Raw genomic sequence first — 24,407 nt, forward strand, 5'->3', positions numbered from 1 at the left:
CCCCCGCCTCAGGCGCCGGCGGGGCCGGATGCGGCTGCTGCCGTCCGCCAGGCGCGGCTGGATTGCCCGCAGGCCAATTCCAGCCCTCGCCCGGCGGCAACCCGGCCTCGCCGGCGCCTGAGGCGCCGGGATCCGGGGGCGGAGCCCCCGGCAGCGGCGCCGCTGGAACTACTTCTCGGTGACTCCGGCGGAGTCGAACGTGGCGACCTCGTGCATCGCGCGGGCCGCGCTCTGGACCAGGGGGAGGGCCAGGAGGGCGCCGGTGCCCTCGCCGAGGCGCAGGTCCAGGTCGACCAGCGGGCGCAGGCCGAGCTTGTTCAGGGCCGCCACGTGTCCCGGCTCCGCGCTGCGGTGGCCCGCGATGCAGGCCGACAGGGCTTCCGGGGCGATGGCACGGGCCACCAGGGCGGCAGCGCCCGCGCTGACGCCGTCCAGGATCACGGGGGTGCGGAGGGAGGCGCCTCCGAGGACGAGGCCGACGATCGCCGCGTGCTCCAGGCCGCCGATGGCCGCGAGGACGCCGATCGGGTCCGCCGGGTCCGGCTGGTGGAGTTCCAGGGCGCGCCGTACGACCTCGACCTTGCGGGCATGGGTCTCGTCGTTGATGCCCGTGCCGCGGCCGGTGACCTCCGCCGGGTCGACCCCGGTGAAGACGGAGATGAGGGCCGCGGAGACCGTGGTGTTCGCGATGCCCATCTCGCCGGTCAGCAGGGCCTTGTTGCCCGCCGCGACCAGGTCGCGGGCCGTCTCGATGCCGACCTCGATCGCGGCGATCGCTTCCTCGCGGGTCATCGCCGGGCCTGTGGAGAGGTCCGCCGTGCCCGGACGGACCTTGCGCGGGAGCAGGCCCGGCGTGGCCGGGAGGTCACCCGCGACACCGACGTCGATCACGCAGACCTCGGCGCCCACCTGGTTGGCGAAGGCGTTGCAGACCGCTCCCCCGCCCAGGAAGTTGGCCACCATCTGGGTGGTGACCTCCTGCGGCCAGGGGGTGACGCCCTGGGCGTGCACGCCGTGGTCACCGGCGAAGATCGCCACGGCGGCGGGCTCCGGGATCGGCGGCGGGCAGACCCGGGAGAGGCCGCTGAGCTGGGCGGAGATGATTTCGAGCATGCCCAGGGCCCCGGCGGGCTTGGTCATGCGCTTCTGCCGCTCCCACGCCTCGCCGAGCGCCTTCGCGTCGAGCGGGCGGATGCTGGCGACGGTCTCCGAGAGCAGGTCGTGCGGCTCCTCGCCGGGCAGCGCGCGGCGCCCGTACGTCTCCTCGTGGACGACCCACGCCAGCGGGCGGCGCTGGGACCAGCCGGCCTGCGCCAGTTCGGGCTCCTCCGGGAACTCGTCGACGTAGCCGACGCACAGGTACGCGACGACCTCCAGGTGCTCCGGCAGGCCGAGTTCGCGGACCATCTCGCGCTCGTCGAAGAAGCTGACCCAGCCGACGCCGAGGCCTTCGGCGCGCGCGGCGAGCCAGAGGTTCTCGACGGCGAGGGCCGAGGAGTACGGGGCCATCTGCGGCTGAGTGTGCCGGCCGAGGGTGTGGCGGCCGCCGCGGGTGGGGTCAGCGGTGACGACGATGTTCACCGGGGTGTCGAGGATGGCCTCGATCTTGAGTTCCTTGAACTGCTTCGCCCGGGCCTTGGGCAGGGAGTTCGCGTAGGCCTCGCGCTGGCGCTGGGCGAGCTCGTGCATCGTCCGGCGGGTCTCCGCGGAGCGGATGACGACGAAGTCCCAGGGCTGGGAGTGGCCGACGCTGGGCGCGGTGTGGGCCGCCTCCAGGACGCGGAGGAGCACCTCGTGCGGGATCGGGTCGGTGCGGAAGCCCTTGCGGATGTCGCGGCGTTCGCGCATGACGCGCAGGACGGCCTCGCGCTCGGCGTCGTCGTAGGCCGGAGCCGCCTCGCCGGCGGCGGACTCGGCGGGAACGGGCTCGGCGGCCCCGGCGGGAACGGGCTCGGGCTGCGGCTCCGATTCGGCGGCCACCGGGGCGGGCTCCGCCGGAACGGGCTCCGCGGGGACGGGTTCTGCCGCCGCGGGCTCCGCCGGGGCGGCCGGGGCCTCCGCGAGGGGCTTGCCGTGGGCGGGCTCGGCAGCCGGCTCCGCGGCCATCGGCGCCGGCTGGGCCGGCTGGGCCGGTGCGGGCGCGGGCTCCACGGGAACGACGGGCTCGGCGGGGACTCCTTCGGCGACGACGGACTCGACGGCGACGGCCTCGACGGCGACGGGCTGGGCCGCCTCCACGGGCGCGGGCTCGACGGGGGCCTCGGCGGGCTCCGGCGCCTGGCCCACCGGGTCCGCGGTGACGAGCACGGCCTCCGGCTCGGGCTGGGGCTGGGGCTGCGGAGCGATGGCCTCGGCCGCCACGGGGGCTGCCGGTACGGGTTCCGGCTCGGGAACGGCTTCGACGGCGGCCGGCTCGGGCTCCGGCACGACGACCGGCTCGGCGGCCACCTCGGAGGCGACCGGCACGGGGGCGGGTGCGGCCTCGGGAGCCACGGGCGCCGGGGCGGCCTCCGCCGCCTGCTCGGGGGAGAACACCGGCGCCGGCGCCTGCTCGGGCTCCGGCGTCCACGGCACGCCGGCCTGCGGCGGGATCTCGGTCAGCTGCGGCGCGGGGGCGGCGACGGCCTCCGCACGCGGGAGGTCCAGGTACTCGGGGCCCATGGTCGGCGGCCCCGCCTGGTGGACCGGGACCGGGCCTGCCGGAGCGGTCGCGGCAGGCGTCGCGGCCGGGCCGCGGTCCGCGAGGGACCGTACGACTCCGCCGTTGGCCTCGGGCATCGGCGGGCCCATGTGCAGCGGCCGCCGGACCGGAGCGGCCGGGGCGGCGGCAGGGGCCGCGGGCGGCGGTACGACGAGCCCGCCGAGGTCGAGCGCGCCGGAGTCACGGCCGCCCGTCTCGTGGGCGTCGGCGCCGTAGGACGGGAAGTCGGGGTACGCGGCGGGCTCCGGGTAGGCCGCCGGAGCCTCGGAGTACGAAGGCTCGGTGCCGTAGAGCGGGGTCTCGACCGGGAAGGCGGGGGCCGACGGGACGACCTGCGGGTCGCTCCACGCGCCCTGGCCGCTCGGCATCAGCAGCAGTTCCTCGTCCTCGGGCTCGGCCGGGTCGTCCACGAGGTCCTGGAAGGCGTAGCCGGGGGGAAGCGGCGGCGGGAGCTGGACCGGAGCGGGGATGCCCTGCTGATCCACCATGCCCGCGTTGTCCGGGTGACCCTCGCCCGGGACCTGGCCGGTGTCAGTCATGCGTACCCCTCGCCCATCGGTGTTGCCTCTTCGATCGCCCGGTCGCCCGCGAGCCCGCCGTGCGGGTCGCCGTGCGGGGTTGCCGTGCGGCACCCTTGCCTCACGTGCGCCTGCGCGACAACCACTAAGCATTGTCGCGCCCGTTAGCCACCCTGGCGGCCATAACCGTCACGGTCCACTGTGGACTGCGCCACGTCGCGCGTCGTCCGGTGTCGTGATGCCCGAATCGTCCTGGGCGGTACGACGATCGGCCAGCCTACCCCGGCCCTCGCGTCAGCGGGTCACGGGGCGTTCGGCGGACAGCAGGAAGACGACGGAACGCTCCTGTTCGGCCCAGGTGCGGGTGTCCAGGCCCACGGACTGGAGCAGCGCGCACTCCACCGCGTACCCGTGTTCGGCGAGCGTGCGGCCGATGGCCTCCGCCTCGTCGCGCGTGGAGGCGTGGCTGACGATCCGTTCGGGACGGCGGTCGGCGACGGCCGCGACGACCTGGGCACCCCCGCCGCCGACGCGTACGACGTCGGGTTCGGGCAGGTTCTCCAGTACGTGGGGTGCGCGCCCGGCGACGATCTGGATCTGTACGCCCCGCTTGCGGGCGGCGGCGGTTACGCGTTCGCAGGCGCCCGGGTCGGCGTCCACGGCGATGACGGCGGCGCCGAGCGCGGCGGCGTCCACGGCGACGCCGCCGGAGCCGGAGCCGATGTCCCAGACGAGGTCTCCGGTGCGGGGGCCGAGCCGGGCGAGCTGTGCGGCGCGCAGCTGCGCGGACTCCCCTTCTCCCGCGTCGGCCTGGGGCCTGGCCCAGCCGCGTCCGGAGGACTGGGACTGGGCCGGGCTCTGGCCGAGCAGCCAGCCCGGTTCGGCGGCCAGGGCCTGTCCGCCGCCGCCGATGACGATGACGACGTTGGGGTCGCGCCACGTGTGGTCGGCGGCCCGGTCGGAGGTGAGGATGCTCACCTGCTCCTTGTCGGTGCCGAGTTCCTCGCAGATGACGAAGGTGCGGTGGACTCCGTCGAGGAGCAGCGCGAGTTCGGCGGGGCCGGCGCCGGGCGAGGTGAGGACGGCGACCTTGCCGTGGGCGCGGATGACGTTGACTGCGCGGCGCAGGGTGCGCGGGTGGGCGACGACGACCTGGGCGTCGTCCCAGGGCATGCCGGCGCGGGCGAACGCGGCGGCGACGGAGGAGACGGCCGGGACGACCTCGACCTCCAGGCCGTGCTCGGGAGCGCGCAGGGTGCGTACGACGCCGAAGAAGCCGGGGTCGCCGTCGGCGAAGACGACGGCGGTGCCGCGGTGGCCGGCGATGCGGCGGGCGGCGAGTCCGAGGCTGCCCAACCGGATGCGTTCGGCGGTGGGCGGGACCTCGGGGAGGGCGAGGTGGTGGGCCGCGCCGGCCACGAGCGTGGCGGCGGAGAGCGCGGACCGGGCGGCCGCGGTCAGGGGCGAGCCGTCCCAGCCGATCACCGTGACCCGGTCGGCCATCGTCGTCAGTCTCCTGGGGTGGGGGCAGGCGAAGTTTCGTCGGGGGGGCGGGCACGGTGAGACTACCTGGTCATCGGGTCATTTCCAGTCGGCGCCGACGGGGTGGCCGGTCGCGTCGGCCCGCTGTCCGCAGGCGGTGTCCGCCGTGTAGGCGTCGTATCCGTCGCCGTAGTCGCCGTACCCCTCCGCGTCGTCGAGGTCCTCGGGGACCAGGCTCCAGACGATGAGGTCGGTGCGGGTGTCGGTCCAGCTGCCGTCGGCCGTCTGCGTGCGCACTATCCACGCGTTGCGCAGGACGCCCTCGCTGATGCAGCCGATCTTCTGGGCCACCTGCTGGGAGGCGGTGTTGTCGGCGGCGGTGCGCAGTTCGAGGCGTTCGAAGCCCTGCTCGCGGAAGAGCCATTGGGCGACGGCGAGGACGGACTCGCTGGCGTAGCCCTCGCCCCTGGCCCAGGGGGCGGTGACGTAGCCGACCTCGGTGGAGCGGGTGCGCCAGTTGGTGTTCCGGAGGTGGACGACACCGACGAGGCGGTGGGTGAGGAACTCGGTGACGGCGAGGACGAGGCCGCGGCCCTCGGTGCGTTCGGCGTGGGACTGCCGCGTCGCCCAGCCGTGTGCGTCGGCCTGGGTGTAGGGGTGCGGGACGGAGGTCCAGGCGGTGACGTTCTCGTCGTTCATCATCTCGGTGAGCGCGGTGACGTCCTCCTCCTCGAAGGGGCGCAGCACCAGCCGGTCCGTGCTGATGGTGACGTCCGGGAAGGTGGTAGTCATGCGCAGCTCCATGCCTGAGACCGTGGTGCGGGACCGTTTGTGCGGGTCGTAGGCCACAGCATGCAGCATCGACCGGGGGAAGTGCAGGGCCGGGTTGCCCGCGAGCGGGCAGAGCGCGGCCCCGCACGCCGACAGGGGCGTGCGGGGCCGAGATTGCTGACCGGAAGGGTTGGCCGGATCCGGCCGGTGGCTCAGGAGGCCGGGGTCTCAGGAGGCCGGGGTGCCGAAGGCCGGGACGACCGAGCCCTGGTACTTCTCCTCGATGAACTTCTTTACGTCGTCGGAGTTCAGGAGCTTGGCGAGCTTCTGGATCCGCGGGTCGTCCTGGTTGCCGTCCTTGACCGCGAGGAAGTTGGCGTACGGGTTGCCCTCGGCCTTCTCCAGGATCAGGGCGTCCTTGGCGGGCGAGAGGCCGGCTTCGAGGGCGTAGTTGCCGTTGATGACGGCGGCGTCCACGTCGTTCAGGGCGCGCGGGACCGTGGCGGCCTCCAGCTCCTTGAACTCCAGGCCCTTCTTGTCGGTGATGTCGGACAGCTTGGCGCCGGTGCCGACACCCTCCTTGAGGGTGATCACGTTGTTCGCGGCGAGCAGCTGGAGCGCGCGGCCCTCGTTGGTGGTGTCGTTGGGGACGGCGATGGTCTGGCCGGCCTTGAGGTCGCCTATTGCCTTGGCCTTCTTGGAGTAGAGGCCGAGGGGCTCCAGGTGCACGTTGACGACGGGCACGACGGTCGTCTTGTTCTTCTTGTTGAAGTCGTCGAGGTACGGCTTGTGCTGGAAGTAGTTGCCGTCGACCTGGCCCTGCTGGGTGGCGGTGTTCGGCAGGACGTAGTCCGTGAACTCCTTGACCTCCAGCTTGAGGCCCTCCTTGGCGGCGAGCTTGTCCTTGACGAAGTTCAGGATGTCGGCGTGCGGGCTCGGGGAGGCCGCGATGACCAGGGGCTTGCTCTCGTCGGTCTTGCCGCCGTCGGCCTTGGTGGAGGACGGGTCCGAGGAGCTGCCGCAGGCGGTGAGGCCGAGCGCGAGCGCGGTGGCGGTGGCGGCGAGGGCGGTGAGCTTGACGTTCTTACGCACGAAGAGTGCCTTTCTTGCATTTGCGGGGTGGTGGCCCAAGCACGACAAGTGCGGGCTTTCTGAGGGGTGAGGTCTTGTCAGCCGGTGGCTGTTCAGGCTGTCCGGCCGCGGCGGGCCAAGAGGCGGACCACACCGTCGCCGAGGAGCTGGATCACCGTGACGATGGCGATCAGGACGACGACGGTGGCGATCATGAAGCCGGTCTCGAAGCGCTGGAAGCCGTAGGTGATGGCCTTGGAACCGAGTCCTTCGCCGCCGACCGCTCCGGCCATGGCGGAGTAGCCGACCAGGGTGATGACGGTGGTGGTGACGCCGGCGACCAGCGAGGGCAGGGCCTGCGGGAGGAGCACCTTGCCGACGAGGGTGGGTATGCCGCCGCCCATGGATTCGACGGCCTCGATCAGGCCGTGGTCCACCTCGCGGACCGCGGTCTCGACGAGCCGGGCGAAGAAGGGGATGGCACCGATCGCGAGCGGGACGATCATGGCGGTGGGGCCGATGAAGGTGCCCACGACCGCGGTGGTGACCGGGATCAGGAAGATCAGCAGGATGATGAACGGGAGCGAGCGGCCCATGTTCACGATCACGCCGAGGACCTTGTTGAGCGGCCGGTTCTGCAGGAGGCCGCCCTTGTCGGTGAGGACCAGCAGGATGCCGATGGGCAGTCCGCCCAGGACGGTCACCAGGGTGGACCACAGCACCATGTAGAGGGTGTCGTAGGTGCCCTGGGTGAGCAGGGGCTGCATCTCGGACCAGGTCACTTCGCACCATCCTTGACCAGTGCGGCCAGTTCGTTGTCGATCCCGTCGGACCCGTCGCCCGCGTCGGCTCCGTCCGCCTCGACGACGTCGACCTGGAGGCCCTGCTCGCGCAGGAAGCCCACGGGGACGACGTTGTCCTCGTAGCGGCCGGGCAGTTCGATGCGCATGCGGCCGATCAGGCGGCCGGCCACGGTGTCCATCGCGGCCCCGAGGATCGAGATGTCGATGTTGTACGTCCGCGAGAGCTGCGAGATGACCGGCTGGGCGGCGGACTCACCGTGGAAGGTGACGTCGACGACGGTCCGGTCGGGGCCGGTGGCGGCGCCGGTGACGGGGAAGAGTTCGCCGGCGAGCTCGGAGCCGGGGGTGGCGAGCAGTTCGGCGACGGTGCCGGACTCGATGATCCGGCCCCGCTTCATCAGGGCGGCCGAGTCGCAGACGGACTTGACCACGTCCATCTCGTGCGTGATGAGCAGCACGGTGAGGCCGAGCTGCTGGTTGAGGTCGCGCAGCAGCTGGAGGATGGAGCGGGTGGTCTCGGGGTCCAGGGCGCTGGTGGCCTCGTCGGACAGCAGCACCTTGGGGTCGCCGGCCAGGGCGCGGGCGATGCCGACGCGCTGCTTCTGACCGCCGGAGAGCTGGGTGGGGTAGGCCTTGGCCTTGTCGGCGAGGCCTACCAGGTCGAGGAGTTCCAGTGCCTTGCGGGAGCGCTCGCGGCCGGAGACGCCGAGGATTTCCAGCGGCAGCTCGATGTTGCCCTGGACGGTGCGCGAGGACAGCAGGTTGAAGTGCTGGAAGACCATGCCGATGCGGCTGCGGGCCTCGCGGAGCTCCTTGCCGGCGCGGCGGCCGCGGCCCGCCAGCGCGGTGAGGTCGACGCCGTCGACCCGCACGGTGCCGGTGGTGGGGCGCTCCAGCAGGTTCACGCAGCGGATCAGGGAAGACTTGCCGGCGCCGCTCTGGCCGATGACTCCGTAGACCTCGCCCTCGCGGACGTGGAGGTCCACGCCGTCCAGGGCGGTGACCTCGCGGCCACGGGACTGGTAGACCTTCGTGAGGCCCGATGTGGTGATCACAGGATTTCCGTCGCTGTCGAGTGCACGGCAAAGCGGTGCCGTGCACGGGGCAAACATCTGGGGACGCGATACGGGTCGAAACCGGATGATTCAGCGGTGTCGGCGCGTGCGCGGGGCAGGAGCGGTCCGGGACAGATGGACAGGCTCGGCCGGTCTCGCTTCGGGGCGCGAGGCGTGCGGAAGGGGCCCTCAGAAGGCGCGCATTCGACACATACAACGAGCACCGGGCGTCATCGTCGCCTCGGTCGCAAGGGTGCGGCTGCTCGTCGTGGTCATGGGCCCCAGTAAACCAGACATGCCGGTTCACCGATCAACAGTGTCCGGATAGCGGACGAAAACCGGTCACATACCGGACTGGGACGGTCCGGTTCGGCCCTCCGTCCCGCTGGTCGGACCGTCCGCTCCGACCAGCGCGGACAGGGCCGGCAGGTCCCCCGCGACCACGTCCGCGTCGCGTGCGACGCCGGGGTGCGTTGTGGTCAAGGCCACGCTGCGCGCACCGGCCGCGCGGCGACCGGGAAGGGCTCCGGGTCATGTCCTGCGGCGAAGCGTGCGGCCAGGGGCGCGCGCATCGGGTCTTTCGGCCCGTAATACCCTCGCTGCATGCTCGACGCCCTGACGGTCGCCATAGGCGTGGCCGCACTCGCCCTCGCCGCCTGGTGCGGTCACGCCGCATGGCGGGACCAGCCGACCAAGGACTGGCACTTCATCGGCATGGCCGTGGTGACCGTGCTGGTCCTGGCCCAGCTGGTGATCGGTCTGGTCGAGCTGGGCCGGGGCGAGAAGCCCGACGAGGGCACGGTCATCTTCGTGGCGTACCTGGTGGGCGCCTTCGCGGCGGTACCGGCCGCCGGGATGCTCTCGCTGACCGAGCGGACCAAGTGGGGCTCGGTGACGGTGGCCGCCGGCGCGGTCGTCCTCGCCGTCCTCGAAGTACGGCTCTACGACATCTGGGGAACCACCGGTGCCTGACACGACGAGCGCCACTCCCGCCGGACGCAAGCGGCTCGTCTCCGGGCCGGGCCTGCTCCTGGTGTGGCTGTACGGGGTGATGGTGGTCGGCGCGGTCTCGCGGTCGGCCTACCAGATCTCCACCGAGTTCGACCGGGCACCGCTGGCGTACTCGCTGTCCGCGGTGGCGGCGCTGGCCTACGCGTTCATCACGTACTCACTGGTGCGCGGCGGGGAGACGGCCCGCAGGGCGGCGCTCGTCTGCTGCGCCGCCGAGCTGGCGGGCGTCCTGACGGTGGGCACCTGGACCCTGGTGCGCCCGGATGCCTTCCCCGACGCGACCGTGTGGTCGGGCTTCGGCATGGGCTACCTGTTCATCCCGGTGATCCTGCCGATCACCGGGATGCTCTGGCTGCGCAAGAAGGGTTAGGCGCTGACCGCGAAGTCGGTGTCCTTGGCTTCCTTCTCCAGGATCACCAGCCGCACGCCGTCGGAGGCCGTGCGGCCGCCGACCTGCGTGTAGCCCGCCTTGCGGTAGAGCCGCAGGTTGGACTCGCTCTTGTGCCCGGTGTGCAGGCGGAACCTCGTGGTGGCGCTGTCGCCGGCGAGGGCCTCCTCGACGGCGCGCAGCAGGCGCGCGCCGAGACCGTGGCCCTGCAGCCGCGGGTGGACGCACAGCTTGGCGATCTTCCCGGTGCCGTCCTCGTCGACGCTGCCGCGCACGGTGCCGACGACCTCGTCCCCGAGCCGGGCCACCAGTACGGTGTCCGTCGCCAGCTCGCCCTTGAGGGAGTCCAGGGACTGGGTGAGCGGCTGGATGAGGTAGTTGCCGTAGAGCTCGGCCTCACGCTGGAAGGCCAGGTACTGCAGCTTGAAGATCTGCTCAGCGTCCTCGGCAGCCGCCGCCGAAATGGTCACGCTCATGCCCATGTGCGCATGCCTCCCGCTCACCTGGTTGCCCGTCGGTCTACCGCTCCTTTCCCCACAGGCCAGGAGCCGCAACCTCTGCAGCCAGCATTCTGCGCAGACATCCCAGGCAACGGGAACGGACGGGCCCCAAACTTCCTTGTGAGATACCCAACTCTCCTGCGATTTCACGGTAAGTGAGGTCTCTGGGCGAAAGAAGTGCCTTCATGAGCTCCGGACAGCGCCCGGGCAATCGGGCGACCGCCGACCGGAGGGCCCGGTTCTCCTCGCCGTGCAGAAGCGCGTCCTCCGGTTCGCCGCCCCTGTCCGCGGGAGCCGCACCGTACGGGATCTCGCGCCGGGCACGCCGCCGCGCGAGCCGGGCTTCGGCGCGCACCGCCCGGCGCAGCCAGCGGACGCGGCCGTCGGGGTCCGGGTCGCGCGGGCCGCTCTCCAGCAGCCTGACCCAGACGGCTTGTTCCAGGTCGGCCGCGTCCACTCCGGTGCCCGGGGCCTCTGCGGCGGCCTCCGCGGAGAGCAGCGGGCCGAGCTTCTCAAAGACGTCAGCCTTCAGCAGGTCCATGCCGGGCGGGACGAGTGAGCCGTGCCCGGCGGTTTCCCCGCCGGGCACGGCCCACTCATTCGGGAAGGTGCGCTCAGCGGTTGACGGGGCGTCGGCCCGGGCGGAAGGCCTCCGCCGCGAGCAGCCCGGTGTCCGGGTTGTCCGTGAAGATGCCGTCGATGCCCTGTTCGAAGTACGTCCGGAAGGCGCCGAAGGCGTCCCCGTACGCGGCCGGATCCGTGCCCTTGCGGTACTCGGCCGGCAGGAAGCTGTTCTCGTTGCGCGCGGTGTAGGGGTGCAGGAGCAACCCGTGGGCGTGGGCGTCCTTGACCAGGGTGGTCGGGGTGCCGAGCTTGCCGGCCGCGTCGCGCGGGAGGATCAGGTCCATGGTCGGGCCGATGCCCTGGGCGAAGCCCGCGATCCACCGCAGGCCCTCGGGCTCGACCAGGTCCGCGACCGTACGCGGGTCCTTGGCCTGTTCGAAGTCCCACGGACGGGTGTTCGCCGCGGAGAGCAGGACCACGCGGGGCGCCGAGACCAGGCGGGAGAGCCGCTGCATGCTGGAGGGCTCGAAGGACTGGAGGAAGAGGGCGGCGTTGCGGCCGTCGCGCCCGTAGCGGCGCAGCAGCTTGGCGAGGGGCTCCTCCAGGCCGAGGCCCAGCGCCCGGAAGTAGCTGGGGTGCTTGGTCTCGACGTGCAGCCAGATCCGCTTGCCGCGGCGCTTGCCCTCGCGGTCGGCCCAGCGCAGCACCTCCTCGAAGGTGGGCACGGCCCACTGGCCGTCGTAGAGCGTGTTGCGCTGGCGGACGGCGGGGATACGTTCCTTCGCGCGCAGGGTCTTGAGCTCGGCGAGGGTGAAGTCCTCGGTGAACCATCCGGTGACCGAGACGCCGTCCACGGACTTGGTGGTGCGCCGGGAGGTGAACTCGGGGTGGTCGGCGACGTCGGTGGTGCCGCCGATCTCGTTCTCGTGGCGGCACACCAGGTGCCCGTCCCGGGTCGGGACCAGGTCCTGCTCGATGACATCGGCGCCCAGGTCGAGCGCGAGCTGGTAGGAGCCGAGCGTGTGCTCCGGCCGGTAGCCGCTGGCCCCGCGGTGGCCGATCACCGTCGGGTGGGGGAGGTCCCGGAAGCCTCCCTCGCCGTGGCCGGCCTCCGAGGCCGCCGCTGGGCCCGCCGCCAGTCCGGTGATTCCGGCTCCGGCCGCCAGGACCGCCGCCCCCAGGACCGTGCGCCGCGCTGCCCCACCCTGTGTCATGACTGCCACTCCCCGTTGCGAAAACGCCCGAATCTGCGTGCCGATCGTAGGCAAGGGGGGATGTCGGCAGGGCCAGCATGCGGGGAACATGGCGGAAACGTGCGTCAACACTGCGTATCCATCGTGTGAACCCGATGTGCGATCAGAGCTGACCCGCGAGTATCGTCCTCACCTGCACTACCGCTCTGTGGTGGGTGCGAGAACCGCTTTTCGATGCCGGAGGGCCCACGTTGTTCCGTACGCGCCTCATCAAAGCCACTGTCGGACCGGTCATGCGCCTGATGTTCCGCACCCGTGTGGAGGGCATCGAGAACATCCCGGGCACCGGGCCGGTGATCCTGGCGGGCAACCACCTCACCTTCATCGACTCCATGATCCTTCCGCTGGTGTGCGACCGCACGGTCCACTTCATCGGCAAGGACGAGTACGTGACGGGCAAGGGCATCAAGGGCCGCGCGATGGCCTGGTTCTTCACCGGCGCCGGCATGATCCCCGTCGACCGTGACGGGGCCAACGGCGGCGTCGCGGCCCTGATGACCGGTCGCCGGATCCTCGAAGAGGGCAAGATCTTCGGCATCTACCCGGAGGGCACCCGCTCCCCCGACGGCCGGCTCTACCGCGGCCGCACCGGCATCGCCCGCCTGACCCTGATGACCGGCGCCCCTGTGGTCCCGTTCGCGATGATCGGCACCGACAAGCTCCAGCCCGGCGGCGCGGGGATGCCGCGCCCGGGCCGGGTCACCGTCCGCTTCGGCGAGCCGATGGAGTTCTCCCGCTACGAGGGCATGGACCGCGACCGGTACGTGCTGCGCGCGGTCACCGACTCGGTGATGGCCGAGGTCATGCGGCTCTCGGGCCAGGAGTACGTGGACATGTACGCCACCAAGGCGAAGGCGGCCTGACCCCGGCTACTGCCGCTGGAGTGACCGGCTGACGCCCGCCGCGGTCGTCGTGGCGAGGACCCAGCCGGTCACGATCAGCAGGTACGACAGCCACTGGTACCAGCCGCTCGGGGCGAAGGCCCCCTCCTGGCCGAAGCCGATGATCGGCAGCATCAGGTCGATCGTGTAGAACACCGGGTTGAATTCCGGCGCCTCCCCCGTCTTGAGCTCCCTCGGCGCGTGGAAACCGTACGCGATCGTCCCCGTCAGCAGCAGCGCCAGCAGCCAGCCCGCGGCGCGCAGCGGCCGGAAACCGTAGCCGACCGTGGCGTCCTGGAGCAGCCCCCAGAGCCGGGCGTGCCGGGGCAGGGTGCGCCGGTGCCGGCGCAGTTTGGCGAGCTGGACGGTCCGGGCGCCCGCCTCGTCCCCCGCCGTACGGTAGGCCGCGGCGAGCTGCTCGTAGGCGTACGGGAGGTAGCCCGACTCCTCGCGTTCCAGGGCGGGCAGCCGCTCCTCGGCGGGCAGGTGCGGGGCGAGCGTGCGGTAGGTGAGGCCGTCGATGCGGATCTGCTCCGGCCAGGTCTCCGGAGGCATGTGCAGCAGGTCGAACTGGGAGCGGCGCAGGCTCACCACGCCCTGGATCGTCTCGCAGGAGTTCAGCCACACCTCGCCGACGACACAGCTGGAGGCGCGCAGGGCGACCCCGCCGGGATTGCCGAAGGCGGCGCGGCCGAGGTAGAGCTGGCCCGGTATGCGGGAGCCCGTGAGGTTGAACAGACCCTGGGCCTCCAGCCGGTGGCCCCTCAGATCGGTGCCGACGGTCAGGTTCTCGGCGTGCAGGGCGATACCGCCGGGGGCCAGCAGGCGGGAGTCGTTGAGGTTGACCTGACCGCCGACGGTGGTGCCGTTGATGCGGGTCTGGCCGTGGACGGTGAGTTCCATGGCGATGACGTCGGTGCCGATGTCGACGTGGTTGACCTGGAGCAGGGCCTCCGGGGTCTCCTCGGGGGCCTCCTCCGCGGTCGTCGGCGTGCCGATGACCGCCCGGCGCAGGAAGAGGCCGCCCCCTATCCGCGCCCCGGCGAGCCGGACGGGGCCGGTGATCCGGCAGCAGGACAGCTTGAGCGCGACGTCGACGCTGACGGAGTCGGCGGTCAGGCCCGGGAGCGTCGAGTCGTTGGCCACGAAGTACCGCAGCTTGGCTCCGTAGAGCAGGGGTTTGCGTTCGAACCAGCAGGCGCGCAGCCGGATCGGGTGCTCGACGACGGCGTACCTGAGGTTCAGCTTGCCGGTGATCCGGGCGCCCCTGATGTTCAGCCCGGCTACCTGTCCCCCGACATGGGGCCCGTTCAGCAGGAGGGCGGTGAGCACCTCCGCGCGTACGGTCCGCTCGGGGCCCCAGGTCTCACCCGTGGTTCCGGTCTCGTCGGCGTGTTCGCGGAAGTCGACGCCCTCACCGCGCGGGAAGGCATCCCATATGCGGCGCTCCGCCGGGGTCAGATCGTTGATCTCCATCGCCGGGATGGTGTCCCGCGGTTCGACGGACTGTCAACTCCGTTCGGGACAGCGCTTCCTGGCGGAACGTCAGTGTGCGATGCCGCCTTGGAGCCGCTGGCCCTTCAGCAGGAACCAGGCGGCCACGGCAGTGGCCAGCAGCACGGCGGCGCCGACGCCGGAGGCGAGCCGCAGCCCGTCCACGAAGGCCTCCTGGGCGGCGCCGACCATCACCTCGGCGGTGTGCGGATCCAGCGACCTGGCCGCTTCGACGGCCCCGCCGAGGGATTCGTGGGCGTCCTCGGCGACGGGTGCGGCAACGGACGCCGGGGCGGTGAAGCCCTGGTAGACGCCGGTCACGATGGAGCCGAGCAGGGCGATGCCGAGGGCGGCGCCGAGTTCGTACGCCGTCTCGGAGACCGCCGAGGCCGAACCGGCCTGCTCCTTGGGCACGCTGGAGAGGATGACGTCGGCGGTGACGGTGAAGGAGAAGCCGGCGCCGAGGCCGACGACGAGCAGGGCCGCGCCGAGCAGCGGGTAGCCGGTCTCCTTGTGGATCACGGTCAGCACGGCGAGTGCCAGGCCGATGGCGGCGAGGCCGCCGGCGACGACGGACCGTACGGAGTACCGGCGGGCGTACCGCCCGGCGACCAGGCCGGTGACCACCGCGCCGATGGCGGCGGGCAGTTCGGCCAGGCCCGCCTCCAGCGGGTCGCGGCCCTGTACGAGCTGAAGGAACTGGGAGAGGAAGAAGACCAGTCCGGAGAGGCCGAAGACGGTGAGCAGGTCGGCGAGGACCGCGCCGGAGAAGCCGCGGTGCTTGAAGAGCCGCATGTCGAGCAGCGGGGACGGCAGGGTGAACTGGCGGCGCACGAAGGCGTACAGGCACCCGGCGCCTATGACGGCGGCTGCCCAGACGCCCCAGGTCGCGCCGTGGGTGGCGACTTCCTTGACGGCGTACACGACACCGATGACACCGATGAGGGAGAGGCCGACGCTGACCAGGTCCCAGGGGCCGGCGACCGGGTTCCTGGACTCGGGCAGGAGCTTGATGCCGACGATGACCAGGGCGGCCATCACGGGCAGGTTGATGAGGAAGACCGAGCCCCACCAGAAGTGCTGGAGCAGGGCTCCGCCGACGACCGGACCCACGGCCGCGCCGGCGGAGGCGGTGGCGCCCCAGATGCCGATGGCGAGGCTGCGCTCCTCGGGATCGTGGAAGATGTTGCGGATCAGCGCGAGGGTGGATGGCATCAGGGTCGCGCCGGCCACGCCGAGCAGGGCCCGGGCGACGATCATCATCTCGGGGCTGGTCGCGTAGGCGTTCAGGACGGAGACGGCGCCGAAAGCGGTGGCACCGGCCAGGAGCAGCTTCTTGCGGCCGATGCGGTCGCCGAGGGAGCCCATGGAGACGAGCAGTCCGGCGATGACGAAGGAGTAGATGTCGCCGATCCACAGCAACTGGGTGCCGGACGGCTTGAGGTCCTCGGACAGGGACGGGGTGGCGAGACCGAGTACGGTGGCGTCCACCGCGACCAGCAGTACGGCCAGCACGAGCACGGACAGCGCCAGCCAGCGCCCGGGGCTCCTGCCTTCCGTCCCCGTCTGCCGCTCGAACTGTTCGGTCCTGCTCATCACTCCACACTCCGTCGTGCGCCACCGAGCAGCAGCTCGATGATCATGTACTGAAAGTCCTTGGCCGCGACCCGGCCGTCCATGACGGCCCAGGCGCAGGTGCCGATGAGGCCGTAGAGGGCCTCGGTGAGCCAGGCGGGGCTCAGGTCGATCCGGATGTCGCCCTCGGCCTGGCCGCGCCGGAAGAGCGCGCCGACGCGGGCGTCGAGGCGGGCCCATCCCTCGTTGATCTGGTCGCCTTCGAACAGCTGGTTCTCGGTGACGAGGAAGGCCAGCAGCTCGGCGTTGGGCTCGGTCTCGGCGACGAGCCTGCGCAGTGCGTCGACCGCGCTGCCTTCGTCCAGGCGGGCGTTGTCGAAGGCCACTTCGAACTCCCGGATGCCGAGTTCTTCGAGGGCCCGTACGAGCGCGTCGCGCCCGGCGAAGTGCCGGTGGAGGGTCGCGCGCCCGATCCCGGCGGCGCGGGCGACCTCGTCCATCGTGGCGGTCGACTTGCGGGAGAGCAGGGCGGCCGCGTCGCGGAGCACCTGGTCACGATCCATGGCCATGAGACAACCATAACCCGAATGAGACTCCAACGTCTCATTGGATCGACAAATGAGCTGCGCACGAGCAGCCTGAAGGGAATCCTGCCGAGATGAAGCCGATGAAGCCGCTGCTGTTGATCGACGTCGACGGACCGCTGAACCCTTACGCGGCCAAGGCCCAGCGTCGCCCCGAGGGCTACACGACCCACCGGATGCGGCCGACGGGCTGGACGGAGGGCAAACCCCTGCGGGTCTGGCTGAACCACGGCCACGGCGCGGAGCTGCTCGCGCTGGCGGACGTGTACGAGCTGGTCTGGGCCACGACCTGGAAGGACGAGGCCAACGACTGGATAGGCCCGCACCTGGGCCTGCCCCGGCTCCCGTTCGTCGACTGGCCGGTGATGCACGGCCGGGCGCCGCGCGGCACCTTCTGGAAGACCCAGTACATCCTGGAGTACGCGGGATCCCGGCCCTTCGCGTGGATCGACGACGACATCACGGCCATGGACCACGAGTACGTGGACCAGCTGCACCCGGCACAGGCACTGCTGCTGCGCGTCGACGAACGGATCGGGCTGACCCGGCCGGACTTCGACGCGCTGGCGGACTGGGCGGCGTAGGCGCCGGACGGGCGTTCTCGATCACCTTCGTCCACTGACACCGCCCGCATGCCGGAGGGGCGGTGCGGGCCACGCGGACCCGCTCCGCCCCTCCGGGCACTGCGGCTACTGCTTGTGGGCCGCCCAGGCGTGCTGGATGACCAGGTCCGCCTTCAGCTCGGTCAGCTGGACGGCGACCGCCGAGGGGGCGGTGCCGCCGCGGCCGTTGCGCGAGGCCAGGGCGCCCTTGACGTTCAGGACGGTCCGGACCTCGGGGGTCAGGTGCTCCGAGATCTTCGTGAACTGCTCGTCCGTCAGCTCGTCGAGCTCGATCCCGAGCACCTCGCAGACCTTGACGCACTCACCGGCCACCTCGTGCGCCACCCGGAACGGCACGCCCTGCTTGACCAGCCACTCCGCGATGTCGGTCGCGAGCGAGAAGCCCGCCGGAGCCAGCTCCTCCATCCGCTCCCGGTTGACGGTGAGGGTGGCCATCATCCCGGTGAAGGCCGGCAGCAGGACCTCGAGGGTGTCGCAGGAGTCGAAGACCGGCTCCTTGTCCTCCTGGAGGTCCCGGTTGTACGCCAGCGGCAGCGCCTTGAGGGTGGCCAGCAGGCCGGTCAGGTTGCCGATGAGGCGGCCCGACTTGCCGCGCGCCAGCTCCGCGATGTCCGGGTTCTTCTTCTGCGGCATGATCGACGACCCGGTCGAGAAGGCATCGTGCAGGGTCACGAAGGAGAACTCCTTCGTGTTCCAGATGATGATCTCCTCCGCGATCCGGGACAGGTTGATCCCGATCATCGCGGTGATGAAGGCGAACTCGGCGACGAAGTCCCGCGAGGCCGTGCCGTCGATCGAGTTGCCGACCGAGCCCCGCTCGAAGCCCAGGTCGGCGGCGACCGCCTCCGGGTCCAGACCCAGGGAGGAGCCGGCCAGCGCGCCCGAGCCGTACGGGGAGACAGCGGTCCGGGTGTCCCACTGCCGCAGCCGCTCCGCGTCCCGGGACAGGGACTGCACGTGGGCCAGTACGTGGTGGGCGAAGAGCACGGGCTGCGCGTGCTGGAGGTGGGTCCGGCCGGGCATCGCCACGTCCGCGTGGCTCTCCGCGAGGCCGACCAGCGCGTCCTGGAGGTCGGCGATCAGGCCGCCGACGATCCGGGCGTGGTCGCGCAGGTACATCCGGAAGAGGGTGGCGACCTGGTCGTTGCGGGACCGGCCGGCGCGCAGCTTGCCGCCGAGGTCGGCGCCGAGCCGCTCCAGCAGGCCCCGCTCCAGGGCGGTGTGCACGTCCTCGTCGGCGATGGTGCCGGTGAAGGAGCCGTCGGCCACATCGGCTTCGAGCTGGTCGAGGCCGGCGATCATGCGGTCCAGCTCTTCGACGGTGAGCAGCCCGGCCTTGTGCAGCACGCGGGCGTGGGCGCGGGAACCCGCGATGTCGTACGGCGCGAGGCGCCAGTCGAAGTGGACCGACGCGGACAGCTTCGCGAGGGCCTCGGCCGGGCCGTCGGCGAAGCGGCCGCCCCAGAGCCGGACGTCACCGTTGTTGCTGCTCACAGCTACTGCTCCTCAAGACTGCATGGCTTCGGGTGTGCAACGGCCTCCCCGTCGCGGAGGTAACGGGGAGGCCGTCCGTTCTACTGCGTGTCGTACTGCGCGTGGGTACCGGTGGGACGGCTCAGGCGAGGTCGCGGCGGGCCGCGATCTTCGAGGAGAGACCGAAGACCTCGATGAAGCCCTGGGCCTTGGACTGGTCGAAGGTGTCGCCCGAGTCGTAGGTCGCCAGGTTGAAGTCGTACAGCGACTCGTCGGACTTGCGGCCGGTGACGACGGCGCGGCCGCCGTGCAGGGTCATCCGGATGTCACCGGTGACGTGCTGGTTGGCCTCGTTGATGAAGCCGTCCAGCGCCCGCTTCAGCGGGGAGAACCACAAACCGTCATAGACCAGCTCGCCCCAGCGCTGCTCGACCTGCCGCTTGTAGCGGGCCAGCTCGCGCTCGACGGTGACGTTCTCCAGCTCCTGGTGGGCGGTGATCAGCGCGATCGCGCCCGGAGCCTCGTACACCTCACGGGACTTGATGCCGACGAGGCGGTCCTCGACGATGTCGATCCGGCCGATGCCCTGGGCTCCGGCGCGCTCGTTGAGCTGCTGGACGGCCTGGAGCACGGTGACGGGCTTGCCGTCGATGGCGACCGGGACGCCGGCCTTGAAGGAGATGACGACCTCGTCGGCCTCGCGCGGGACGGCCGGGTCCGCGGTGTACTCGTAGATGTCCTCGATCGGCGCGTTCCAGATGTCCTCCAGGAAGCCCGTCTCGACCGCGCGCCCGAAGACGTTCTGGTCGATGGAGTACGGGGACTTCTTGGTGGTGGCGATCGGGAGGTCCGCCTTCTCGGCGAAGGCGATCGCCTTGTCCCGGGTCATGGCGTAGTCGCGGACCGGGGCGATGCACGTGAGGTCGGGGGCGAGGGCGGCGATGCCGGCCTCGAAGCGGACCTGGTCGTTGCCCTTGCCGGTGCAACCGTGGGCGACGACCGAGGCGTCGTGCTTCCTCGCGGCGGCTACCAGGTGCTTGACGATCGCCGGCCGGGAGAGCGCCGAGACCAGCGGGTAGCGGTCCATGTAGAGGGCGTTCGCCTTGATCGCCGGAAGGCAGTACTCGTCGGCGAACTCGTCCCTGGCGTCCGCGACCTCGGCCTCGACGGCACCGCAGGCGAGCGCGCGCTTGCGGATGACGTCCAGGTCCTCGCCGCCCTGACCGACGTCCACGGCGACCGCGATGACCTCTGCGCCCGTCTCCTCGGCGATCCAGCCGATGGCGACGGAGGTGTCCAGACCGCCTGAATAGGCGAGTACGACGCGCTCGGCCACGGGTTTCTCCTTACACTGCATTCAAGAACAGGCATAACTATGCACTACTCCGTATGTTTCGTCAATCAACCCTAGCCGTGCGGCCTGACCAGCGGAAATATCGGAGGCGTGACGGCAACGCGGGTGCCTACTCTCGGGAGGACACCAGGGGGAGGTCGCATGAGCGCGAGGCGGGAACGGGCGATACGGGCGGGGCACGAAAGCGCCGAACGCCTGCTGGACGGCGGGGATCCCGGTCACACGCCGGAGCCTCTCCCCAAGGGCGTTGCGGCCACATGGATCGCCTTCGACCAGGGGGTACGCGATATCCATCGCTGGCGGTACGGGACCGCGTACGACGGCCGGCACGACGTGGTGGCGCTGTGCCACCCCGACGGCCGGGTCCGCGAGGGCGCGCTCCGGGCGCCGGATCCGGTGCCCGAACTCGTCGCGATCCGCTGCACCGACTGGGTTCCGGCCGTACGGGAACAGGCCCGGCGCGTGCTGAGCGCGGCACTGACCGCCGACCCGGCGGACACCTTGCGCCGGCTGACGCCGCTCCTCCTGCGGCTGGGCCGCCGCGAGCACGGCGCCTGGGCCCTGGCGCTGCTCCCCGAGGCGATGCGCGGCCGGCCCGTGCAGGCCGAGCTGCGTGAGAGCGCGGACCTGCCGACCCGGCGGTTCGCCGCGCGGGTGGCGCTGGAGAGCGGGGGGCTCGGCGTACGGGAACTCGCCCGGCTGGCCGCCGTCGAGCTGGATCCGCCGACGGCCCGGATGTGGGCGGACGCCGCGCTCGCCGCCATGGCAGGCGACGGGCCGGACGGCCGGGCGGTCGACTCCCTGCTCGGCGGCCACATCCCGATGGTCCGCGCCAGCGGGGTCACCGCCCTGCGCGGGGCCGGCCGGGCCGCCGAGGCCGGGGAGTACCTCACCGACCGCTCCGGGCTGGTCCGGGCCTGTGCCCGCTGGCTGGTCCGCCAGGACGGCGGCGACCCTTACGCCCGCTGCCGCGAGCTGGTCGCCGACCAGGGCCGGGTGACCCCGTACGCGGTGACCGGCTTCGCCGAGTGCGCCCGCCGCGAGGACGGGCCGCTGCTGCGCGCCCTGCTGGGGCACCCAGCCGGCGCGGTGCGGGCCTCCGCCGTCGCCGGGCTGCGCCTGTTGCACGCGGACGACGAGCAGCTGCTGCGGCCGCTGCTCGACGACCCGTGGCCGGGGGTGGCCCGCGAGGCCTCCCGGAGCCTGCGCGCCATGGCGGGGCCGCTGCCCGCCGACTGGCTGACCGCGCGCGTCGCCCCCGACCGGCCGACCCACACCCGCCGGGCCGCCTTCCACCTGCTCCGGGCCCAAGGCGGTATCGCCGCGCTGCGGGCCGCCCTCAGCCTGCTGGACGTACGGGATCCCGGTCTGCGCGAACTCGCCGAGGGCGCCGTCCGGATGTGGGACTGGCAGCGCACCCTGCGGGCGGGGCAGGCGGAGGCGGCGGAACTGGGCGCCCTGCTGGAGCGGTCCGCGTACCTCTTCGACGACCACCAACTGGACCTGCGCTTCGCCCGGCTGGGCCTCGGCAATTGAAATCGTGCGGCCCGGCCCCGCCGTCCTGGCCGATAATCGGCGTATGGGAAAGCTCTACGAACGCATAGACGGACGGCTGCGCAAGTTCATCGAGGATCAGCCGGTCTTCTTCACGGCCACCGCCCCGCTCGCGGGTGACGGCCACGTCAACCTGTCCCCCAAGGGCCGCGCGGGAACGCTCGTCGTCATCGATGAGCAGACCCTCGCCTACCTGGACTTCGGAGGCAGCGGCGCCGAGACCATCGCCCACGTCCGCGAGAACGGCCGCATCACCCTGATGTGGTGCGCGTTCTCCGGTCCGCCGAACATCGTGCGCATCCACGGCGAGGGCGAGGCGGTCTTCCGCGACGACCCCCGCTGGGGTGAGCTGATCTCGCTGTTCGGCGAGGCCGACGGGCCGTCCGCCCGGGCGGTCATCGTCGTGCGCGCCCACCGGATCGCGGATGTGTGCGGGTACGCCGTCCCCTTCATGGAGTACCAGGGCGAGCGCACGCTCCACGCGGAGTACTTCGGCCGCAAGACGGACGAGGAGTTCGCGGAGTACTGCGAGAAGAAGGACTACATCGGGACGAGCGTCGACGGCCTGCCTGCACTGCCGCTGCCCCTTCCGCCCCGTACCGTCTGACATGTGCTGCGTACCGCTCTCGTCACGGGCTCACTGATCGTCACCACCCTGCTCCCGCACGGCCCCTACGGGTCCGTGCCGCTGCCTGCCCGGCTCGCCGACACGGGCGGCGGCAGCCAGCTGATCACCGCCGTCGCACCCGCACCCGGATCCACGACGGGACGGGTGACCTGGTGGGACCGGCGGGCGGGGCACTGGTTCGAAGCCGGCAGCGCCGAGGCGCGATTCGGCGCGAACGGCCTGACCGAGGGCGCGACCCGCACCCAGGGCACCAGCACCACGCCGACGGGCCTTTACGAGCTGCCGTACGCCTTCGGAATCCGCCGCGCACCGGCCGGGACGGAGTACCGCTACCGGCGGGTGACGGACCGTTCGTGGTGGTGCCAGGACAACGCGTCCACCAGCTACAATCGCTGGGTGGAGCCGCTGTCGGCGGACTGCGCGCCGGGCGAGGCGGAGCACCTGGTGACGTATCAGAAGCAGTACGCGCACGCGCTGCTCATCGGCTTCAACTACGAGCGGCCGGTACGCGGCCGGGGGGCGGGGATCTTCCTGCATGTCAACGGCAAGGGTGCGACGGCGGGTTGCGTGTCCGTGCCGGAGCGGGCCATGCGCGCGCTCCTGCGCTGGGCCAACCCCCGCCGCAGGCCGCACATCGTGATCGGCACGGAGTCCGGGGCGCTGGCCGTCACCCGCTACTAGCCTCGGCTTCGTCGGCTTCGTCGGCTTCGTCGTCGTCCGGGCCCTCGTGCAGGCTCAGGTTTAGGCCTTCCCACAGTTCGGGGCCGGCGACGACGTCGCGTACGAGGGCCAGCCGCTCCGCGTCCAGCGCCTGGAGCGCGGGATGGGGCTCGGCCTCGCAGCGCTCCCGCAGCGGGTCGCCGCAGTCCGTGCGGGCATCGACCGTCCGGACGGCCCGTTCGGCGAACCAGATCAGCGTCAGGGCCGAGGCCGTCACCACCGCCGCGAACCATTCGCCCAGGCCGTACGGGCCGGTGCTGAAGAGCACCACGGCGGCCGGCACCGAGACCAGCAGCAGCAGTACGACGACCACGAGGACAAGGCACCCCAGCAGCGGCCGCTCCCGCTCCCTCGGCATCCGGGTCACCGGGGGCAGCAGGGCGAACCGGTCGTGCCAGAAGGCGAGGCTGCGCTCGCGGTACTCGGTGTCGTGGCGGTCGATCCAGCGGAACGACCCGGGCGTGTCCCGGTAGCGGCGCACCGCGTCGAGCAGGGCGGCGGGCAGCGGGTGCGCGGGCGTCCTGGCCCGGTCGGGGTCCGCTTCCGTCGGACGGACCAAACCGTCGGCGTCCATGCGGACGTACCCGCCCAGAAGCAGTTCGGCGGCCGCCGCCTCGGTCCCCTCCTGCCGGATCATGGCCGCGAAGTACGGGTCGAGGTCGAGCCCGGCCACCCGGGCCTCGATCTCGCGGCCCAGCCGGGCCCGGCGCCGTCGGCGCAGGCCGATGCTCGCGTACACGGCGGCGGCCACGGTGCACGCCCAAACGGCGAGGACGAGTGGGAACACGCCCCGACGCTACGTCCGGGGGCAACGTCTCCGACATCGGATTTCCGGTGCCCGTGTACCGGGGGAGCCGGAGCGGCTCAGCCCTCCTTCTGCGCCAGGCGCAGCAGGTGGTCGGCCAGGGCCTGGCCGCCCGCCGGGTCGCGGCTGATCAGCATCAGGGTGTCGTCGCCCGCGATCGTGCCCAGGATCTCCCGGAGTTCGGCCTGGTCGATCGCGGAGGCGAGGAACTGCGCCGCACCCGGCGGGGTGCGCAGGACCACGAGGTTCGCCGAGGCCTCCGCCGAGATCAGCAGTTCCCCGGAGAGGCGCCGCATGCGCTCCTCCTTCGCGGACTCGCCGAGCGGGGCCTGCGGGGTGCGGAAGCCGCCCTCGCTGGGCACCGCGTAGATCAGCTCGCCGCCGGTGTTGCGGATCTTCACCGCGCCCAGCTCGTCGAGGTCGCGGGAGAGCGTCGCCTGGGTGACGCTCAGCCCGTCGTCGGCGAGCAGCTTGGCCAGCTGGCTCTGGGAGCGGACCGGCTGCCGGTTGAGGATGTCCACGATCCGGCGGTGGCGGGCGGTGCGGGTCTGCGGGACGGCCTGGCCGCCGTGCTCGTTGTCCTGCGCCTGACTCATCGT

Annotated in this window: 24 protein-coding genes; 7 read left to right on the forward strand and 17 right to left on the reverse strand. The window is 71.9% G+C overall.

Going from position 1 to position 24,407, the window contains the following annotated elements:
* Positions 1-168 precede the first annotated feature (168 nt).
* From cobT to AB0D48_RS18120, 7 genes are all read right to left on the reverse strand, one after another.
* Complete coding sequence (cobT, locus tag AB0D48_RS18090; protein WP_362397200.1) at positions 169-3,240, reverse strand: nicotinate-nucleotide--dimethylbenzimidazole phosphoribosyltransferase; 3,072 nt, start codon at positions 3,238-3,240, stop codon at positions 169-171.
* 273 nt (positions 3,241-3,513) lie between these two features.
* Complete coding sequence (gene cbiE / locus AB0D48_RS18095; RefSeq protein ID WP_362397203.1) at positions 3,514-4,722, reverse strand: precorrin-6y C5,15-methyltransferase (decarboxylating) subunit CbiE; 1,209 nt, start codon at positions 4,720-4,722, stop codon at positions 3,514-3,516.
* 78 nt (positions 4,723-4,800) lie between these two features.
* Positions 4,801-5,493, reverse strand: coding sequence for a GNAT family N-acetyltransferase (locus AB0D48_RS18100; RefSeq protein ID WP_362397206.1), 693 nt, complete (start codon positions 5,491-5,493; stop codon positions 4,801-4,803).
* A gap of 207 nt (positions 5,494-5,700) precedes the next feature.
* The gene (locus AB0D48_RS18105) at positions 5,701-6,564 is read right to left on the reverse strand and encodes a MetQ/NlpA family ABC transporter substrate-binding protein (RefSeq protein ID WP_362397209.1); all 864 of its coding nucleotides are present in this window, start codon (positions 6,562-6,564) and stop codon (positions 5,701-5,703) included.
* Between the two features lie 92 nt (positions 6,565-6,656).
* Positions 6,657-7,325 (reverse strand): methionine ABC transporter permease, encoded by a 669-nt coding sequence (locus AB0D48_RS18110; RefSeq protein ID WP_362397211.1) that lies wholly within the window; start codon positions 7,323-7,325, stop codon positions 6,657-6,659.
* Positions 7,322-8,401 carry an ATP-binding cassette domain-containing protein gene (locus tag AB0D48_RS18115; protein WP_362397214.1) on the reverse strand — a complete coding sequence of 360 codons (1,080 nt, stop codon included), beginning with the start codon at positions 8,399-8,401 and terminating at the stop codon, positions 7,322-7,324. Before AB0D48_RS18115 ends, AB0D48_RS18110 begins: the two co-directional genes overlap by 4 nt.
* A 342-nt stretch (positions 8,402-8,743) precedes the next feature.
* Entirely contained in the window at positions 8,744-8,890 is a 147-nt protein-coding gene (locus tag AB0D48_RS18120; protein ID WP_362397217.1) for a hypothetical protein, read from the reverse strand.
* 114 nt (positions 8,891-9,004) lie between these two features.
* Here AB0D48_RS18120 and AB0D48_RS18125 point away from each other — a divergent pair, with 114 nt between their 5' ends.
* Positions 9,005-9,373, forward strand: a complete 369-nt coding sequence (locus AB0D48_RS18125; RefSeq protein WP_362397219.1) for a hypothetical protein — start codon at positions 9,005-9,007, stop codon at positions 9,371-9,373.
* Positions 9,366-9,782 carry a hypothetical protein gene (locus AB0D48_RS18130; protein ID WP_362397221.1) on the forward strand — a complete coding sequence of 139 codons (417 nt, stop codon included), beginning with the start codon at positions 9,366-9,368 and terminating at the stop codon, positions 9,780-9,782. Before AB0D48_RS18125 ends, AB0D48_RS18130 begins: the two co-directional genes overlap by 8 nt.
* Here AB0D48_RS18130 and AB0D48_RS18135 read toward each other — a convergent pair.
* The 3 genes from AB0D48_RS18135 to AB0D48_RS18145 all read right to left on the reverse strand — a co-directional run bounded on the left by AB0D48_RS18135 (position 9,779) and on the right by AB0D48_RS18145 (position 12,078).
* The gene (locus AB0D48_RS18135; RefSeq protein ID WP_362397223.1) at positions 9,779-10,282 is read right to left on the reverse strand and encodes a GNAT family N-acetyltransferase; all 504 of its coding nucleotides are present in this window, start codon (positions 10,280-10,282) and stop codon (positions 9,779-9,781) included. The two genes, AB0D48_RS18130 and AB0D48_RS18135, sit on opposite strands and share 4 nt — an antisense overlap.
* A 37-nt stretch (positions 10,283-10,319) precedes the next feature.
* Entirely contained in the window at positions 10,320-10,841 is a 522-nt protein-coding gene (locus AB0D48_RS18140) for a sigma-70 family RNA polymerase sigma factor (RefSeq protein ID WP_362397437.1), read from the reverse strand.
* 73 nt (positions 10,842-10,914) lie between these two features.
* Positions 10,915-12,078 carry a glycerophosphodiester phosphodiesterase gene (locus AB0D48_RS18145; protein WP_362397225.1) on the reverse strand — a complete coding sequence of 388 codons (1,164 nt, stop codon included), beginning with the start codon at positions 12,076-12,078 and terminating at the stop codon, positions 10,915-10,917.
* A gap of 272 nt (positions 12,079-12,350) precedes the next feature.
* Here AB0D48_RS18145 and AB0D48_RS18150 point away from each other — a divergent pair, with 272 nt between their 5' ends.
* Positions 12,351-12,980, forward strand: coding sequence for a lysophospholipid acyltransferase family protein (locus AB0D48_RS18150; protein ID WP_112453204.1), 630 nt, complete (start codon positions 12,351-12,353; stop codon positions 12,978-12,980).
* A 6-nt stretch (positions 12,981-12,986) separates the two neighbouring features.
* On the opposite strand, the gene AB0D48_RS18155 is transcribed toward AB0D48_RS18150, so the two are convergent.
* From AB0D48_RS18155 to AB0D48_RS18165, 3 genes are all read right to left on the reverse strand, one after another.
* The gene (locus AB0D48_RS18155; RefSeq protein WP_362397228.1) at positions 12,987-14,474 is read right to left on the reverse strand and encodes a membrane-associated oxidoreductase; all 1,488 of its coding nucleotides are present in this window, start codon (positions 14,472-14,474) and stop codon (positions 12,987-12,989) included.
* Positions 14,475-14,543: 69 nt separating this feature from the next.
* On the reverse strand, positions 14,544-16,088 hold the full coding sequence (locus AB0D48_RS18160) for an MFS transporter (RefSeq protein WP_362397230.1): 1,545 nt from the start codon (positions 16,086-16,088) through the stop codon (positions 14,544-14,546).
* Positions 16,088-16,636 carry a helix-turn-helix domain-containing protein gene (locus tag AB0D48_RS18165; RefSeq protein ID WP_362397232.1) on the reverse strand — a complete coding sequence of 183 codons (549 nt, stop codon included), beginning with the start codon at positions 16,634-16,636 and terminating at the stop codon, positions 16,088-16,090. The genes AB0D48_RS18160 and AB0D48_RS18165 overlap by 1 nt, the downstream gene beginning before the upstream one ends.
* Before the next feature lie 98 nt (positions 16,637-16,734).
* Here AB0D48_RS18165 and AB0D48_RS18170 point away from each other — a divergent pair, with 98 nt between their 5' ends.
* Positions 16,735-17,235, forward strand: a complete 501-nt coding sequence (locus AB0D48_RS18170) for an HAD domain-containing protein (protein ID WP_362397439.1) — start codon at positions 16,735-16,737, stop codon at positions 17,233-17,235.
* Positions 17,236-17,340: 105 nt separating this feature from the next.
* On the opposite strand, the gene argH is transcribed toward AB0D48_RS18170, so the two are convergent.
* Both argH and AB0D48_RS18180 read right to left on the reverse strand, forming a co-directional pair.
* On the reverse strand, positions 17,341-18,768 hold the full coding sequence (gene argH / locus AB0D48_RS18175; RefSeq protein WP_362397234.1) for an argininosuccinate lyase: 1,428 nt from the start codon (positions 18,766-18,768) through the stop codon (positions 17,341-17,343).
* Between the two features lie 121 nt (positions 18,769-18,889).
* Entirely contained in the window at positions 18,890-20,083 is a 1,194-nt protein-coding gene (locus AB0D48_RS18180) for an argininosuccinate synthase (protein WP_362397236.1), read from the reverse strand.
* Positions 20,084-20,242: 159 nt separating this feature from the next.
* Here AB0D48_RS18180 and AB0D48_RS18185 point away from each other — a divergent pair, with 159 nt between their 5' ends.
* From AB0D48_RS18185 to AB0D48_RS18195, 3 genes are read left to right on the forward strand one after another with little or no spacing between them, the layout of a single operon-like run.
* Positions 20,243-21,637 carry a HEAT repeat domain-containing protein gene (locus tag AB0D48_RS18185; protein ID WP_362397238.1) on the forward strand — a complete coding sequence of 465 codons (1,395 nt, stop codon included), beginning with the start codon at positions 20,243-20,245 and terminating at the stop codon, positions 21,635-21,637.
* 43 nt (positions 21,638-21,680) lie between these two features.
* Positions 21,681-22,262 (forward strand): pyridoxamine 5'-phosphate oxidase family protein, encoded by a 582-nt coding sequence (locus AB0D48_RS18190; RefSeq protein ID WP_362397240.1) that lies wholly within the window; start codon positions 21,681-21,683, stop codon positions 22,260-22,262.
* A 33-nt stretch (positions 22,263-22,295) separates the two neighbouring features.
* Positions 22,296-22,964 carry a L,D-transpeptidase family protein gene (locus AB0D48_RS18195; protein WP_362397442.1) on the forward strand — a complete coding sequence of 223 codons (669 nt, stop codon included), beginning with the start codon at positions 22,296-22,298 and terminating at the stop codon, positions 22,962-22,964.
* Here AB0D48_RS18195 and AB0D48_RS18200 read toward each other — a convergent pair.
* A complete protein-coding gene (locus tag AB0D48_RS18200; protein WP_362397242.1) occupies positions 22,951-23,790 on the reverse strand; it encodes a hypothetical protein in 840 nt (279 codons plus the stop codon). The genes AB0D48_RS18195 and AB0D48_RS18200 overlap by 14 nt on opposite strands.
* A gap of 77 nt (positions 23,791-23,867) precedes the next feature.
* Complete coding sequence (locus AB0D48_RS18205; RefSeq protein WP_030027366.1) at positions 23,868-24,404, reverse strand: arginine repressor; 537 nt, start codon at positions 24,402-24,404, stop codon at positions 23,868-23,870.
* Between the last annotated feature and the right edge of the window lie 3 nt (positions 24,405-24,407).

Source organism: Streptomyces sp. NPDC048269, assembly GCF_040652395.1.
Taxonomy (GTDB): Bacteria; Actinomycetota; Actinomycetes; order Streptomycetales; family Streptomycetaceae; genus Streptomyces.

Excerpts from the sequence above, each read along its gene's own strand:
- cobT (WP_362397200.1), bottom strand. The coding sequence starts at position 3,240 with ATGACTGACACCGGCCAGGTCCCGGGCGAGGGTCACCCGGACAACGCG.
- cbiE (WP_362397203.1), bottom strand. The coding sequence starts at position 4,722 with ATGGCCGACCGGGTCACGGTGATCGGCTGGGACGGCTCGCCCCTGACC.
- AB0D48_RS18100 (WP_362397206.1), bottom strand. The coding sequence starts at position 5,493 with ATGACTACCACCTTCCCGGACGTCACCATCAGCACGGACCGGCTGGTG.
- AB0D48_RS18125 (WP_362397219.1), top strand. The coding sequence starts at position 9,005 with ATGCTCGACGCCCTGACGGTCGCCATAGGCGTGGCCGCACTCGCCCTC.
- AB0D48_RS18135 (WP_362397223.1), bottom strand. The coding sequence starts at position 10,282 with ATGGGCATGAGCGTGACCATTTCGGCGGCGGCTGCCGAGGACGCTGAG.
- AB0D48_RS18140 (WP_362397437.1), bottom strand. The coding sequence starts at position 10,841 with ATGGACCTGCTGAAGGCTGACGTCTTTGAGAAGCTCGGCCCGCTGCTC.
- AB0D48_RS18145 (WP_362397225.1), bottom strand. The coding sequence starts at position 12,078 with ATGACACAGGGTGGGGCAGCGCGGCGCACGGTCCTGGGGGCGGCGGTC.
- AB0D48_RS18150 (WP_112453204.1), top strand. The coding sequence starts at position 12,351 with ATGCGCCTGATGTTCCGCACCCGTGTGGAGGGCATCGAGAACATCCCG.
- AB0D48_RS18155 (WP_362397228.1), bottom strand. The coding sequence starts at position 14,474 with ATGGAGATCAACGATCTGACCCCGGCGGAGCGCCGCATATGGGATGCC.
- AB0D48_RS18160 (WP_362397230.1), bottom strand. The coding sequence starts at position 16,088 with ATGAGCAGGACCGAACAGTTCGAGCGGCAGACGGGGACGGAAGGCAGG.
- AB0D48_RS18165 (WP_362397232.1), bottom strand. The coding sequence starts at position 16,636 with ATGGCCATGGATCGTGACCAGGTGCTCCGCGACGCGGCCGCCCTGCTC.
- AB0D48_RS18170 (WP_362397439.1), top strand. The coding sequence starts at position 16,735 with ATGAAGCCGCTGCTGTTGATCGACGTCGACGGACCGCTGAACCCTTAC.
- AB0D48_RS18185 (WP_362397238.1), top strand. The coding sequence starts at position 20,243 with ATGAGCGCGAGGCGGGAACGGGCGATACGGGCGGGGCACGAAAGCGCC.
- AB0D48_RS18190 (WP_362397240.1), top strand. The coding sequence starts at position 21,681 with ATGGGAAAGCTCTACGAACGCATAGACGGACGGCTGCGCAAGTTCATC.
- AB0D48_RS18205 (WP_030027366.1), bottom strand. The coding sequence starts at position 24,404 with ATGAGTCAGGCGCAGGACAACGAGCACGGCGGCCAGGCCGTCCCGCAG.